The following is a 15,302-nucleotide window of genomic DNA, read 5'->3' as shown; positions in this document are numbered from 1 at the left end:
CGACTTGCCGCGCAGCTCAATTATTGGCACGGCGCCAAGCGCTCAGATATTCTTGATACACGAACTTCTGGGCGGTGTTTCCGCGGAATGCATACCGCTTCAAGGTTGTTCGGGCGCCGATCCAGAGACCTCCGACGGTCGGTATCCCGGGTACGGTCGATGCGACGGAAGAAACACCTTCGGCCAGCTGGGCCTCAAGGGGAGTGATGTCGACCGTGCTCAGTCCGAGACGCTCGTTGAGCCGTTGGGTGACTTCCTCGATGCCACGTTCAAAACGAAGAGTGTCTTCCTCGGTCCTTATTCCGCGGACCAGCTCCCGAATGGGGCCGGCCTTCATTCGGTAATTCATGATGCGGTCACATACCAGGTCGATCCAATCCCGGTCGGTCCGCAGCCCCGCCTCTTCGGCATTCCATAACCGCCCACCCACCAGAGGCAGTTCGAGGCGCAGTAATTCCAGGTGCCGGGCGCGTGAGGGCCCGGCATTTTCGCTCAGCCGGTCATGGATGCCCCTGATCAGCTTGATGACGTCCACTGCCGTCTCCTCATCCATGTCATCGGACAGGATCTGGCTGGTGACGGCGAAGTCCCGGCGGAGCCCGTGCGGCTGGTAAGCATGGCCCGTGACCGTCGCTCGCGCCTGGTAGCGGAGGGACCTCGCCAGTGCCGCGATGAAGTTCGAAGGTTCCACCGCACTCGGCATCAGAGGTCGAAACAGCTCACCGATTGCGACGGATGCCGCCCGCGCCCATTCACCCAGCCGATCGGGTTCGATTCCATCGGCAGTCGGCACGCGGACCAAGTGGTGAGGAATCTGCGTCTGATGGAAGTCGTTCCATTGCAGAATTCTCCGCCGTAGACCGGGACTGCCCGCAGCTTCAGCCTCCTGATCGCACGCCTCCATCGACCGCAGAAACGAGAGCATGGCGTCCACCCCACGGGTCTGCAAGGTGTTGAGCACATCTGATTCCGCGGCGGCAAGGTGCTGTATCGAGTCGGCGAAAACCTGTACCGGTGTGACCAGCCCTAGTTCCAGCAGGCGCCGCAAAAGGTATGGTTCGTCACCGAATTGCTCGGAGGTAGGGCTGAGATGCACCGGGTGGATCACCCGCACCGCCGGCTGGAATATGAGGGACTGCACCAACTCGACATAGGACTGGCGCGCGAATGGATCTCGACTGTGCTCACCGCGATTCTGTGCAGTGATGAACTCCTGTGCACTGATGAATGTCGAATTGTCCAGCGCAAGCGCGGGCATGCCCATGTGGCGCATCCTACAGATGAACAAAATGACGCGCCAGCAAGTTGGATGAAAAGCAGTGCGTGCTTCTATTCGTGAGCCATGGGGAAATAGGGGCGCTCGGGCAAGACGTAAAGAGCTGAGGCTGGAGAGTCAGCGGGGGAGGAGGGACATGCGCCCTCCCGCTCACCCGCCCCCGTCACACCGAGGCGCTCTCCGACGCCGTCGTCCACGCGAAGCCGTCCGGGTCGGTGAACGGCCCGGCGTCGCTGCCGATGGCCAGGCGGTGGGAGCCGGTGCCGTCGGGGGAGACGCCGGCGACCTTGGCCAGGCCCCGGCGCTTGTACAGGGCCAGCTTGACCGGGCCCGTGCCGGTTTCGAACTCGACGTACTTGCTCCCGAAGCTCTTGCCCACGCTCAGGCCGTGCTCGACGTAGAACTGCTTGCTGGCCTTGACGTCCTCGACCCCGAGCAGCAGGACGAACTCGCCGACCTGCCGGGTCGCCGGGCCGGTGTTCTTCTTCGAGGACGACGCGAGCTGCCCGATCGTCCCGTCGGGGGCCTGGACGACGGCCCCGTAGCCCCAGAGCGACTTGGCGGCGGGCTTCAGCGTCGTCGCGCCGGCCTGCACGGCCGCGTCGAGGAGGGCGTCCACATCGGCCGGCTGGGCGACCACGAGCGAGAGCGTGAACCCGCGGAAGCCGGAGGTCGGCTCCTCCGACGCCCGCAGGCGCAGCCGGTCGCCCAGCCCGAAGGCGGCGGAGTAGAAGCGGTCGGCGGCTGCGGGGTCGGCCACCTCGAGGGTGACGGATGCGATGGAAGTCATGACAACGACGCTAATCGCGCTCCCCGGAGACTGCTTCTCGATTCCTGACCGGGTTGTTCAGGCCTGCTTCCGCTCCAGGCCTGAACCCGCTTCGGCCTGCTTGCGCTCCAGGCCTGCCGCCGCTTCGGCCTGCTCGGGCTCAGGTTCGTCGCCGCTTCGGCCTGCTCGGGCTCGGGTTTGCGGCCGCTTCAGTCCTGCTCGGGCTCAGGTTCGTCGCCGCTTCAGCCCTGCTTGCGCTTCAGGTCGGCCAGCAGCTGGTGCAGCGGCTCGGTGGCCCTGCGCCGGTACTCCTGCACCGCCCACCCGTTGCCGTCCGGGTCCTGGAAGTGCATGAACGTCGCGCCGTCGTCCGGGGAGTACTGGACGGGTTCCGAGACGTCGAGGCCGCGGCCGACCAGCTCCGCGTGGGCCGCCTTGATGTCGGCGACGCACAGCTGCAGGCCCTGGTAGGAACCCGGGGCCGGGGTCGGGCCGGGGGTCATCTCCCAGATCGACTCGCCCAGCGCGATCGAACAGCCGGAACCCGGCGGGGTCAGCTGGACGATCCGCATCCCGGGCATGACCTCCTGGTCGATGTCCACGTGGAAGCCGACCCTGTCCCGGTAGAAGTCCCGGGCACGGTCCACGTCGGACACGGGCAGCGGGATGACTTCGAGGGTCATGTCCATGGCGTGACTCCTTCGTCCGGCCTCATGAGAACCGATCACTTGATGAGAACCGGTCACCTTGTCCGGCCGCAGCCGGCTGAACGGTTCCCCCTCACCGAAGCCGATAACGGCGTGCCGCGCCACCGAGTGGACGACCGCATGGCCCGTGCCGCAGCGGAAATGGCCCTCCCGTACCCCCTGTGGCCGGAAACCGCCGTAGCCCGCCTCCCCTCCGCGGCCAGTCGCCGTAGCCACGCGCCTGCCTCGTCCGCCTGTCGAACTCACCGCCGCTTCCCCCGCCCTCTGCGGTTAGGCTCAAAGCCGTAGGACCTTGATCCGAAGCATGTCCGAGGAACAGTGCGAGGGAGGCCCGGATGACGGCGGCGCCGGGGCGCAGGAGCAGCACCTTCACACGGCTGCTGCGGCACGGTTTCACCGACGCCTCCGCCGCCGAGCGGCTCCTGGACAGTCCTGAGCTCGCGCCGCTGCGCGACGACCCCGTGCTGCTGGAGGCGCTGGGCGGCACCGCCGACCCCGATCTCGCGCTGCTCGGGCTCGTCCGGCTGCTGGAGGCCCAGCGCGGCCCCGGCGCCCGCCGCGAACTGCTCGACACCCTGATCGCGGCCAAGCCCCTGCGCGACCGCCTCCTCGGCGTCCTCGGCGCCTCCACCGCACTCGCCGACCACCTCGCCCGGCACCCGGACGACTGGCAGGCCCTCGTCATGTACGAGGCCTACGACCTGCACCCCGGGGTGGAGGAGTTCGAGGCCGGCCTCGCGGAGGCCACCGACCCGGTCTCCCTGCGCGTCGCCTACCGGCGCTGCCTGCTGTCCATCGCCGCCCGGGACGTCTGCGGCACCACCGGCGTCGCCGAGTCCGCCGCCGAGCTCGCCGACCTCGCCACCGCCACCCTGCGCGCCGCCCTCAAGATCGCCGAGGCGGCCGCGCCCGAGGACGCCGCCCAGTGCCGGCTCGCGGTCATCGCGATGGGCAAGTGCGGCGGCCACGAGCTCAACTACGTCTCCGACGTGGACGTCATCTTCGTGGGCGAGGCCACCGAGGGGACCGACGAGACCAAGGCCGTGCGCGCCGCCACCCGGCTCGCCTCGCACATGATGCGGATCTGCTCCGAGACGACGGTCGAGGGCTCGATCTGGCCCGTCGACGCCAACCTCCGGCCCGAGGGCAGGAACGGCCCCCTCGTGCGGACCCTCTCCAGCCACCTCGCCTACTACCAGCGCTGGGCCAAGACCTGGGAGTTCCAGGCGCTGCTCAAGGCCCGCCCGGTGGCCGGCGACCTCGACCTCGGCGCGGAGTACGTCGCCGCCGTCCAGCCCCTGGTGTGGAAGGCCGCCGAACGCGAGAACTTCGTCCCCGACGTGCAGAAGATGCGCCGCCGGGTCGTGGAGAACATCCCCGTCGCCGAGGTCGACCGCCAGCTGAAGCTCGGCCCGGGCGGCCTCAGGGACGTCGAGTTCGCCGTGCAGCTGCTCCAGCTGGTGCACGGCCGGGCCGACACCTCCCTGCGCAGCGGCACCACCCTGGACGCGCTGAGGGCCCTGGCCGCCGGCGGCTACGTCGGCCGGGCCGACGCGGCGCAGCTCGACGAGGCCTACCGCTTCCTGCGCTCCATGGAGCACCGCATCCAGCTCTTCCGGCTGCGGCGCACCCACCTCGTCCCCGAGGACGAGGCCGAGCTGCGCCGCATCGGCCGCTCCCTCGGCCTGCGCAAGGACCCGGTCGCCGACCTGCACCGCGAGTGGCGCCGGCACGCGGGTGTCGTACGCCGTCTGCACGAGAAGCTCTTCTACCGGCCGCTGCTCGACGCCGTCGCCCAGCTCGCCACCGGCGAGGCCCGGCTCAGCACCGAGGCGGCCCGGGAGCGCATGGTCGCCCTCGGCTACGCCGACCCGGCCGCCGCCCTGCGCCATCTGGAGGCGCTGGCCTCCGGTGTCACCCGCAAGGCCGCCATCCAGCGCACCCTGCTGCCCGTGCTGCTCGGCTGGTTCGCCGACTCGGCCGACCCGGACGCGGGCCTGCTCAACTTCCGCAAGGTCTCCGACGCGCTCGGCAAGACCCCCTGGTATCTGCGGCTGCTGCGGGACGAGGGCGCCGCCGCGCAGAACCTCGCCCGGGTGCTGTCCGCCGGCCGGCTCGCGCCCGACCTGCTCATGCGCGCCCCGGAGGCGGTGGCGCTGCTCGGCGACGGGGACGGCGGCGGCCTCGAGCCACGGTCGCGCGCCCATCTGGAGCAGGAGATATACGCCGCGGTGAAACGCGCCGACGGCGCCGCCCAGGCGGTCACGGCAGCCCGCGGGGTGCGCCGCCGGGAGCTGTTCCGCACGGCCGCCGCCGACATCGTCGGCTCCTACGGCACCGAGGAGCAGCCCGCCGAGGCCGACCAGGGCGCCCTGGTGGACATGGTCGGCGGCGCGGTGTCGGACCTGACGGCAGCGACGCTCGCCGGCACGCTCCGGGCCGTGGTGCGGGAGGGCTGGGGCGAGGACCTGCCCACCCGGTTCGCCATCATCGGCATGGGCCGGTTCGGCGGCCACGAGCTGGGCTACGGCTCCGACGCGGACGTGCTGTTCGTGCACGAACCGCGCGACGGCGTCGACGAGCGCGAGGCGTCCCAGGCGGCCAACAAGGTCGTCTCCGAGATGCGCCGCCTGCTGCAGATCCCCAGCGCCGACCCGCCCCTGCTCATCGACGCCGACCTGCGTCCGGAGGGCAAGTCCGGGCCGCTGGTCCGCACCCTCACCTCGTACGCGGCGTACTACCGCCGGTGGGCCCTGACGTGGGAGTCGCACGCGCTGCTGCGGGCCGAGCCCGTCGCCGGTGACGAGGGCCTGGGCCGCCGCTTCGTCGAGCTGATCGACCCGCTGCGCTACCCGGCGGACGGACTCGCCGACGAGGCCGTGCGCGAGATCCGGCGGCTGAAGGCCCGCATGGAGTCGGAGCGGCTGCCGCGCGGCGCCGACCCCAAGCTGCACGCCAAGCTCGGGCCGGGCGGCCTGTCCGACGTGGAGTGGACCGTGCAGCTCATGCAGCTGCGGCACGGCTCGGCGGAGCCGGGTCTGCGTACCACCCGCACCCGCGAGGCCCTGGCCGCGGCCCGGGCCGCCGGGCTCATCACGGAGGAGGACGCGGCGACCCTCGACGAGGCCTGGGTCCTCGCGACCCGCGTCCGCAACGCGGTGATGCTGGTCCGCGGCAGGGCCGGCGACACGTTTCCGACGGAGCCCCGGGAACTGGCCGCCGTGGGCAGGTACCTGGGCTACGGCCCCGGCCACGCGGGCGACATGCTGGACGCCTACCGGCGCACGGCCCGCCGGGCACGCGGTGTGGTGGAGGAACTGTTCTACGGCACCGCCGAACGCTAGGACCTGCGGGACAACCCCCGGGACTTGTCCGGCAGCCCCTGGGAACTGTCCGGCAACCGTCGGGACTCGTCCGGCCCGTCACGCCAGGACGTCCCGGTCTCGGGCCCCCTCACCGCGGGCCGCACCGCACGCGGCCCGCGCTCCGGCACCGTCCGCGGCAGCGCGTACGGCTGTCTGCCGTACCAGAGCCGTGCGACCGTGAACCCGAAGGCCAGGCAGAGCAGGCCGCCCACCGCGTCCAGCCAGAAGTGGTTGGCCGTCGCGACGATGACCACCAGCGTCAGCGCCGGGTACAGCAGCCCCAGCACCCGCACCCAGGGGACCGTCGCCAGGGCGGCGATCGTCAGCCCGCACCACAGCGACCAGCCGATGTGCATCGACGGCATCGCCGCGTACTGGTTCGACATGTGTTTCAGGTCGCCGGACGCCATCGAACCCCAGGTCTGGTGGACCATGACCGTGTCGACGAAGCCACCGCCGTTCATCAGCCGCGGGGGCGCCAGCGGATACAGGTAGTAACCGACCAGGGCGACGGCCGTGGTAGCGAACAGCACCAGGCGGGTGGCCGCGTACCGGCCGGGATGGCGACGGTACAGCCACACCAGCACACCCAGGGTGACGATGAAGTGCAGCGTCGCGTAGTAGTAGTTCATCCCGACGATCAGCCAATGCACCGAGTTCACGGCGTGGTTGACCGACTGCTCGACGGCGATGCCCAGATGGTGCTCGACCTGCCAGATCCAGTCGGCGTTGTGCAGCGCCTCGGTCTTCTGCTCGGGCACGGCGTTGCGGACGAGCGAGTACGTCCAGTAACTCACCGCGATCAGCAGGATCTCGAACCAGAAGCGGGGCCGGCGCGGGGTGCGCAGCCGACGCAGCGGACCGTGCCCCGAATCGGCCGCAACTGTCTCCGGGAGGGCCGCTTCCAGGCCCTCCGGCTTCGTCACGGTCGTTTCACCCATAGGCGCAAAGTCTGCCAGAAAAGGACTTCCCCACCGATCATCCCGCGGCCCCGCACGAGCCGCATGTTCTACGGCGAAATCAGGCCGTAGGTCTCAGGAGCGACCGCGTTCCCCCGGAGCCGAGGCGGTCGAACCACGCACCACCAGCTCCGGCATGAACACGAACTCGCTGTGGGGCGCGGGCGTCCCGCCGATCTCCTCCAGCAGCGTGCGCACGGCCGCCTGCCCCATCGCCGGGACCGGCTTGCGGATCGTCGTCAGCGGCGGGTCGGTGAAGGCGATCAGCGGGGAGTCGTCGAAGCCCACTACGGAGATGTCCTTCGGCACGTCCAGACCGAGCTGCCGGGCCGCCCGGATCGCGCCCAGCGCCATCATGTCGCTGGCGCACACCACGGCCGTGCAGTTCCGCTCGATCAACGCCACGGCCGCCGCCTGACCACCCTCGAGGGTGTACAGGGAGTGCTGCACCAGCTCCGACTCCACGGTCGCGGCGTCGAGGCCCAACTGGTCCTGCACCGCGCGCACGAACCCCTCGATCTTGCGCTGCACCGGCACAAACCGCTTGGGCCCGAGGGCCAGACCGATCCGGGTGTGCCCCAGGGACGCCAGGTGCGTGACCGCCAGGCTCATCGCGGCACGGTCGTCGGGGGAGATGAACGGCGCCTGCACCTTCGGTGAGAAACCGTCGACCAGCACGTAGGGCACGCCCTGGGCGCGCAGCCGGTCGTAGCGCTGCATGTCGGCGGTGGTGTCGGCGTGCAGTCCGGAGACGTAGATGATGCCGGCGACCCCGCGGTCCACGAGCATCTCGGTGAGCTCGTCCTCGGTCGAGCCGCCCGGGGTCTGGGTGGCCAGCACCGGCGTGTAGCCCTGCCGCGTCAGCGCCTGGCCGATGACCTGCGCCAGGGCCGGGAAGATCGGGTTCTCCAGTTCCGGGGTGATCAGCCCCACCAGCCCCTCGCTGCGCTGGCGCAGGCGTACCGGACGTTCGTAGCCCAGTACGTCGAGAGCGGCCAGCACGGACTGGCGGGTGGTGGCGGCGACGCCCGGCTTGCCGTTGAGGACCCGGCTGACGGTCGCTTCGCTCACCCCCGCCTGCAAAGCGATGTCGGCAAGCCGTGTGGTCACAGCACCGGACTGTAGCGGCCGGGGTTCTCCTTGCGCACCGACGGGACGCCTGATGCGCGCCGTCGCACGGCCCGCTGCGGGTGGCTTGGTCATCGCGGTCCCTCGAAAGTCGTGGTCGGCGTCCGATCCGCAACGGATGATTCCCCCGGCGGACGCGGATGGCAAGTGCTTGCAGAGTCTTGCACAGCTGTCCGACTCCCCGCCGAACAGCTGGAAACAGGGGCTGTGGGGCGGCGCAGGCGAGGCCGGTGAGAGGTCACGGCGGGATAACCATCGGCACCCCTTGCAACTTTTTGCTGCAAGGTCTTTCGCAAGTCGTTCCAGCGCGGCTAATCTCACCGACGCCCGGCCGCCAACGGCGCAGTCGGCAGCACAACGGGCTTTCACCCTCAAGGAGAACTCATGCGGCGTGGCATAGCGGCCACCGCGCTGGTGGCGTCCCTCGCCCTGGCGGCGACGGCCTGCGGCGGTAGCGACAGTGGCGACGAGGCCGACGGCCCGGTCACCATCACCTGGTGGGACACCTCCAACGCCACCAACGAGGCGCCGACGTACCAGGCCCTGGTGAAGCAGTTCGAGGCTGCCAACAAGGACATCAAGGTCAAGTACGTCAACGTCCCCTTCGACCAGGCGCAGAACAAGTTCGACACCGCCGCCGGTTCCAAGGGTGCCCCGGACGTGCTGCGTTCCGAGGTCGGCTGGACGCCGGCCTTCGCCAAGAAGGGCTTCTTCGCGCCGCTGGACGGCACCGAGGCCCTCAAGGACCAGGACAAGTTCCAGCCCAGCCTGATCGAGCAGGCCAAGTACGAGGGCAAGACCTACGGCGTTCCGTTCACCACGGACACCCTCGCCCTCGTCTACAACAAGGCCCTGTTCGAGAAGGCCGGCGTCGAGGCCCCCAAGACCTGGGACGACCTGAAGAAGGCCGCCGCCACGATCAAGGGCAAGACCGGCGTCGACGGCTACTGGGGCTCCACCCAGGCCTACTACGCCCAGTCCTTCCTCTACGGCGAGGGCACCGACACCGTCGACGCGGACGCCAAGAAGATCACCGTCACCTCGCCCGAGGCCAAGAAGGCCTACGGCACCTGGCAGGGTCTCTTCTCCGGCAAGGGCCTGCACAAGGCCGACACCACCGCCGACGCCTACGCCCACATCCAGGAGGCGTTCGTCAGCGGCAAGGTCGCCTCGATCGTCCAGGGTCCGTGGGAGATCACGAACTTCTACAAGGGCTCGGCCTTCAAGGACAAGAACAACCTCGGCATCGCCACCGTCCCGGCCGGCTCCTCCGGCAAGGCGGGCGCCCCGACCGGCGGCCACAACCTCTCCGTCTACGCCGGCTCCGACGAGGCCCACCAGAAGGCCTCGATGAAGTTCGTGAACTTCATGACCTCGGCCAAGGCCCAGGAGACCATCGCGCTGAAGAACTCCACGCTCCCCACGCGCGACGACGCCTACACCGACAAGGTCAAGGCCGACCCCGGCATCGCCGGCTACCAGGGCGTCCTCTCCAGCGCCCAGCCGCGCCCGGCGCTGCCCGAGTACAGCTCCCTGTGGGGTCCCCTCGACGACGAGCTGATCAAGATCGCCGGTGGCAAGGAGTCCCTGGACAAGGGCCTCGGCAACGCCGAGACCGCCATCGCCAAGCTGGTGCCCGACTTCTCCAAGTGACCGCCTGGTGGCCGCCGGATCCCCCCGTCATGGGGGGAGGGGATCCGGCGGCCACCGGCCCGCGCCCGCGCCCGGGCAGCCCTCCTTGACCTCCTTGAACCTCCAGAAGGTGTCGAACCATGACAGTCGCCATCGACCGAGCGACCGGCAAGCGGCGCGGTGAGCGGGAACCGCGACCCGGGCCGGCCCAGCGGCTGAAGAACGGCTTCCACAAGCACTGGTACGCCTACGCGATGATCGCCCCGGTGGCCGTCGTGCTCGGCGTCCTCGTGGTGTATCCGCTGGTGTACGGCCTGTACCTCACCCTCACCGACGCCACCAGCCTCAACACCGCCCGCACGATCGGCGTCAACCACATCGACGCCACGTACAAGTTCATCGGCCTGGACAACTACGCCGACATCCTCTGGGGCCCGACGGCATACGACCGCTTCTGGTCGCACTTCCTGTGGACGGTCTTCTGGACGGCGGCCTGTGTCGCCCTGCACTACGGCATCGGTCTCGGCCTCGCCCTGCTGCTCAACCAGAAGCTGCGCGGCCGCACCCTCTACCGGATGATCCTCGTCCTGCCCTGGGCGGTGCCGACCTTCGTCACCGTCTTCGGCTGGCGGTTCATGCTGGCGGACGGCGGCGTCATCAACACCGCACTGGAGGGCCTGGGCCTGCCGGCACCGCTGTGGCTGGAGGACACCTTCTGGCAGCGGTTCGCCGCCATCATGGTCAACACCTGGTGCGGTGTGCCGTTCATGATGGTCTCGCTCCTCGGCGGCCTGCAGTCGATCGACGCGAGCCTGTACGAGGCCTCCGAGATGGACGGCGCCAACGCCTGGCAGCGATTCCGCTACGTCACCCTGCCCGGTCTGAGGTCCGTCAGTACGACGGTTGTCCTCCTGGGTGTCATCTGGACCTTCAATCAGTTCGCCATCATCTTCCTGTTGTTCGGCAACACCGCACCGGACGCCCAGATCCTCGTCACGTGGGCCTACCAACTGGGCTTCGGGCAGCAGCCGCGCGACTACGCCCAGTCCGCCGCCTACGGGATCCTGCTCCTGTCCATCCTGATCGTCTTCACCTCCTTCTACCGCCGCTGGCTGAACCGCAACGAGCAGCAGCTCGCGATCTGAGGCAGGAGTTCCCCATGAGTACGACCACCGTCGAGAGCTCCGCACCGGCCGGCGAGCGGCGCCCCGCGACCGCCCCCGGCAAGGTCCGCGGCCGAGGCGAACGCAGCCGCGGCGCCTCCCTCGCCTCGCACGCCGTGCTGATCGCCGCCAGCCTGACCGCGCTCTTCCCGGTCGCCTGGCTGCTCTTCCTGTCCCTCGGCCCGGACAAGGACGACTACCTCCACCCCGGGCGCATCTGGGGCAAGCTGTCGCTCGAGAACTACGCCTACGTCCTCCAGGACACCGGCTTCTTCGACTGGCTGACGAGCACGCTGATCGTGGTGCTGGGCACGACGCTCATCGGCGTCGTCGTCGCCGCGTCCACCGGCTACGCCGTCTCCCGCATGCGGTTCCCCGGCTACCGGAAGCTGATGTGGGTGCTGCTGGTCACCCAGATGTTCCCCATCGCGGTACTGATCGTGCCGATGTACCAGATCCTCTCGGATCTGCAGCTGATCGACAGCTACCTTGGTCTCATCCTGGTCAACTGCACCACGATCGTGCCGTACTGCGCCTGGCTGATGAAGGGCTATTTCGACACCATCCCGTTCGAGATCGACGAGGCCGGGCGCGTCGACGGGCTGACCCCCTTCGGCACGTTCGCGCGGCTCATCCTGCCGCTCGCCAAGCCGGGCCTCGCGGTCGCGGCGTTCTACAGCTTCCTCACGGCCTTCGGTGAGGTCGCGTTCGCCTCGACGTTCATGCTGAGCGACGACAAGTACACGTTCGCCGTCGGTCTGCAGACGTTCGTCAGCGAACACGACGCCCAGCGCAACCTGATGGCCGCGACGGCTGTGCTGATCGCGATACCGGCCGCCCTGTTCTTCTACCTGGTGCAGAAGAACCTGGTGACCGGCCTCACCGCCGGCGGCACGAAGGGGTGACCTTCGTGAGTGATCGGCCGCGGGTTCGTCGTGGCCGGCCGCGCAGCTCCCCGCGCCCCTGACGGGGCGCGGGGCGGGCGGCCGCGGTGCCCATCCGACCCCGCTGTACCGCGGCCGCCCCCTCTCCCCACCCACGCTTCCATGACCGACATCCTGTTACGCATCAAGGACGACATGAGCCAGCACTCAGCTGCACCTGCCCCCACCCCCACAGTGGCCGTCGCCAAGCGCCGCGACTGGTGGCGGGACGCGGTGATCTACCAGGTGTACCCACGCAGCTTCGCCGACAGCAACGGCGACGGCATGGGCGACCTGGAGGGTGTCCGCAGCCGCCTGCCGTACCTGCGCGACCTCGGCGTGGACGCCGTGTGGCTCAGCCCCTTCTACGCCTCGCCGCAGGCCGACGCCGGCTACGACGTCGCCGACTACCGCGCGGTCGACCCCATGTTCGGCAGCCTCCTGGACGCCGACGCGCTCATCCGCGACGCCCACCGGCTGGACCTGCGGATCATCGTCGACCTGGTCCCCAACCACTCCTCCGACCAGCACGAGTGGTTCAAGCGGGCCGTCGCCGAGGGCCCGGGCTCCTCGCTGCGGGACCGCTACCACTTCCGCCCCGGCAAGGGTGAGAACGGCGAACTGCCGCCCAACGACTGGGAGTCGATCTTCGGCGGCCCGGCCTGGACCCGGGTCACCGAGCCCGACGGCACGCCCGGCGAGTGGTACCTGCACCTCTTCGCCCCCGAGCAGCCCGACTTCAACTGGGAGCACCCGGCGGTCGGCGACGAGTTCCGCTCCATCCTGCGCTTCTGGCTGGACATGGGCGTCGACGGCTTCCGTATCGATGTCGCCCACGGTCTGGTGAAGGCGCAGGGCCTGCCCGACCTTGGATCCCACGACCAGGTGAAGCTGCTGGGCAACGATGTCATGCCGTTCTTCGACCAGGAGGGCGTGCACGAGATCTACCGGCAGTGGCGGCTCATCCTCGACGAGTACGCGGGCGAGCGGATCTTCGTCGCCGAGGCCTGGACGCCGACCATCGAGCGCACGGCCCACTACGTCCGCCCGGACGAGCTGCACCAGGCCTTCAACTTCCAGTACCTCAGCACCCACTGGGACGCCGAGGAGATGCGCGAGGTCATCGACCGCACCCTGGAGGCCATGCGCCCGGTCGGCGCCCCCGCCACCTGGGTGCTGTCCAACCACGATGTGACCCGGCACGCCACCCGCTTCGCCAACCCGCCCGGCCTCGGCACCCAGATCCGCCTGGCCGGCGACCGCGAGCTGGGCCTGCGCAGGGCCCGGGCCGCGAGCCTGCTGATGCTGGCACTGCCCGGCTCGGCCTACGTCTACCAGGGCGAGGAGCTCGGCCTGCCCGACGTCGTCGACCTGCCGGACGAGGTGCGCCAGGACCCGGCGTACTTCCGGGGCGCGGGCCAGGACGGCTTCCGCGACGGCTGCCGGGTGCCGATCCCGTGGACCCGGACGGGTTCGTCGTACGGCTTCGGCGACGGGGGCAGCTGGCTGCCGCAGCCGGAGGGCTGGGGCGAGCTGAGCGTCGAGGCGCAGACCGGCGAGGCCGGTTCGACCCTGGAGCTGTACCGGGCCGCGCTGCGCGTGCGGCGCGAGCAGCGCGACCTCGGCGCCGGCACCTCCGTGGAGTGGCTGCGCGCGCCCGAGGGCGTGCTGGCCTTCCGGCGCGGGGAGTTCGTGTGCGTCGCGAACACCACCGGCGAGTCGGTGGCGATGCCGGCGTACGGCCGGGTGCTGGTGGCGAGCGGGGAGATCGTCGAGGTGGACGACGAGGCGAAGGTGCCGGCCGACACCACGGTGTGGTGGACCTCCGCGACCGCGGGGGCCCGCGCCTGATTTTCCTTTGAATTTCGTACGGCCCGCTGCCCTTTCGGGTGGCGGGCCCTTACCATCTGCGTTACCGCAAGGTTTCTGAACCTTGCAGCAAGAACCTTCAACGAAGAAGGAAACCCCACATGGCACGCAGATACCTCACCTCCGCCGTCGCGCTCGCCGCGGCTACGGTTGTCATGAACCCGACCAGTGCACAGGCCTCCCCACCTGGCACCAAGGACGTCACCGCCGTCCTCTTCGAGTGGAACTTCGCCTCGGTCGCCCGCGAGTGCACCACCACCCTCGGACCCGCCGGCTACGGCTACGTCCAGGTCTCCCCGCCCGCCGAGCACATACAGGGCTCGCAGTGGTGGACCTCGTACCAGCCGGTCAGCTACAAGATCGCCGGCCGGCTCGGCGACCGCACGGCCTTCCGCAACATGGTGAACACGTGTCACGCGGCCGGTGTGAAGGTCGTCGCGGACACCGTCATCAACCACATGGCGGCCGGCAGCGGCACCGGCACCGGCGGCTCGTCGTACACGAAGTACACCTACCCCGGCCTGTACTCCGCGCCCGACTTCGACGACTGCACGGGCCAGATCAACAACTACCAGGACCGCTGGAACGTCCAGCACTGCGAACTGGTCGGTCTCTTCGACCTCGACACGAGCGAGAACTACGTCCGCAGCGCGATCGCCGGCTACATGAACGACCTGCTCTCCCTCGGTGTCGACGGCTTCCGCATCGACGCGGCCAAGCACATCGACACCGCCGACCTCGCCACCATCAAGTCCCGGCTGAACAACCCGTCGGTGTACTGGAAGCAGGAGGTCATCTACGGCTCCGGCGAGGCGGTCCAGCCCACCGAATACACGAGTAACGGCGACGTCCAGGAGTTCCGCTACGCCTACGACCTCAAGCGCGTCTTCAACAACGAGAACCTCGCCTATCTGAAGAACTACGGCGAGGGCTGGGGCTATATGAGCAGCGGCGTCTCCGGTGTCTTCGTCGACAACCACGACACCGAGCGCAACGGCTCGACCCTCAGCTACAAGGACAACGCCAACTACACCCTGGCCAACGTCTTCATGCTGGCCTGGCCCTACGGCGCCCCGGACATCAACTCCGGCTACGAGTTCTCCGACCACGACGCCGGCCCGCCGAACGGCGGCCAGGTGAACGCCTGCTGGCAGAACGGCTGGAAGTGCCAGCACAACTGGCCCGAGATCAAGTCCATGGTCGGTTTCCGCAATGCCACCCGCGGCCAGGCCGTCACCAACTGGTGGGACAACGGCGGTGACGCGATCGCCTTCGGCCGGGGCAGCAAGGGCTTCGTGGCCATCAACCACGAGTCGGGATCGCTGAGCCGGACGTACCAGACGTCGCTGCCGGCCGGGTCGTACTGCAACGTGCAGAACAACACGACCGTGACGGTGAACTCCAGCGGGCAGTTCACCGCCTCCCTGGGCTCCAACACGGCCCTGGCCATATACGCGGGCAAGTCCACCTGTTAGCCAGGTCCTTGGACCTCGCCCTTCGGGGAACCCCGA

General features: G+C 69.3%; 11 protein-coding genes. 6 read left to right on the top strand and 5 right to left on the bottom strand.

Annotated elements, in window-relative coordinates; all coding sequences use genetic code 11:
* Positions 1-16: 16 nt before the first annotated feature.
* From IGS69_RS09225 to IGS69_RS09215, 3 genes are all read right to left on the bottom strand, one after another.
* Positions 17-1,264: a hypothetical protein gene (locus tag IGS69_RS09225; protein WP_190898233.1), complete on the bottom strand. Its 1,248-nt coding sequence runs from the start codon at positions 1,262-1,264 to the stop codon at positions 17-19.
* Between the two features lie 175 nt (positions 1,265-1,439).
* The gene (locus IGS69_RS09220) at positions 1,440-2,066 is read right to left on the bottom strand and encodes a VOC family protein (protein WP_190898232.1); all 627 of its coding nucleotides are present in this window, start codon (positions 2,064-2,066) and stop codon (positions 1,440-1,442) included.
* 221 nt (positions 2,067-2,287) lie between these two features.
* Positions 2,288-2,734 carry a VOC family protein gene (locus IGS69_RS09215; protein ID WP_190898231.1) on the bottom strand — a complete coding sequence of 149 codons (447 nt, stop codon included), beginning with the start codon at positions 2,732-2,734 and terminating at the stop codon, positions 2,288-2,290.
* 353 nt (positions 2,735-3,087) lie between these two features.
* On the opposite strand from IGS69_RS09215, the gene IGS69_RS09210 reads away from it, so the two are divergent.
* Entirely contained in the window at positions 3,088-6,096 is a 3,009-nt protein-coding gene (locus IGS69_RS09210; RefSeq protein WP_190898230.1) for a bifunctional [glutamine synthetase] adenylyltransferase/[glutamine synthetase]-adenylyl-L-tyrosine phosphorylase, read from the top strand.
* On the opposite strand, the gene IGS69_RS09205 is transcribed toward IGS69_RS09210, so the two are convergent.
* The gene (locus IGS69_RS09205) at positions 6,093-7,058 is read right to left on the bottom strand and encodes a phosphatase PAP2 family protein (RefSeq protein WP_190898229.1); all 966 of its coding nucleotides are present in this window, start codon (positions 7,056-7,058) and stop codon (positions 6,093-6,095) included. The two genes, IGS69_RS09210 and IGS69_RS09205, sit on opposite strands and share 4 nt — an antisense overlap.
* 93 nt (positions 7,059-7,151) lie before the next feature.
* Complete coding sequence (locus IGS69_RS09200) at positions 7,152-8,186, bottom strand: LacI family DNA-binding transcriptional regulator (RefSeq protein WP_031102836.1); 1,035 nt, start codon at positions 8,184-8,186, stop codon at positions 7,152-7,154.
* A 402-nt stretch (positions 8,187-8,588) separates the two neighbouring features.
* Between IGS69_RS09200 and IGS69_RS09195 the strand changes: the two genes are divergently transcribed.
* The 5 genes from IGS69_RS09195 (at position 8,589) to IGS69_RS09175 (ending at position 15,266) form a co-directional block, all read left to right on the top strand.
* Positions 8,589-9,857 (top strand): extracellular solute-binding protein, encoded by a 1,269-nt coding sequence (locus tag IGS69_RS09195; RefSeq protein WP_190898228.1) that lies wholly within the window; start codon positions 8,589-8,591, stop codon positions 9,855-9,857.
* A 119-nt stretch (positions 9,858-9,976) separates the two neighbouring features.
* Positions 9,977-10,981, top strand: coding sequence for a carbohydrate ABC transporter permease (locus tag IGS69_RS09190; protein ID WP_190898227.1), 1,005 nt, complete (start codon positions 9,977-9,979; stop codon positions 10,979-10,981).
* A gap of 14 nt (positions 10,982-10,995) precedes the next feature.
* Positions 10,996-11,904, top strand: coding sequence for a sugar ABC transporter permease (locus tag IGS69_RS09185; protein ID WP_190898226.1), 909 nt, complete (start codon positions 10,996-10,998; stop codon positions 11,902-11,904).
* Between the two features lie 174 nt (positions 11,905-12,078).
* Positions 12,079-13,773 carry a glycoside hydrolase family 13 protein gene (locus tag IGS69_RS09180; RefSeq protein ID WP_190904427.1) on the top strand — a complete coding sequence of 565 codons (1,695 nt, stop codon included), beginning with the start codon at positions 12,079-12,081 and terminating at the stop codon, positions 13,771-13,773.
* Between the two features lie 119 nt (positions 13,774-13,892).
* Positions 13,893-15,266 carry an alpha-amylase gene (locus tag IGS69_RS09175; protein ID WP_190898225.1) on the top strand — a complete coding sequence of 458 codons (1,374 nt, stop codon included), beginning with the start codon at positions 13,893-13,895 and terminating at the stop codon, positions 15,264-15,266.
* Positions 15,267-15,302 lie beyond the last annotated feature (36 nt).

This window comes from Streptomyces tuirus (assembly GCF_014701095.1).
GTDB lineage: Bacteria > Actinomycetota > Actinomycetes > Streptomycetales > Streptomycetaceae > Streptomyces > Streptomyces tuirus.
The sequence above is the reverse complement of the archived record's forward strand: the minus strand, read 5'-3'. Positions and strand labels throughout refer to the sequence as shown.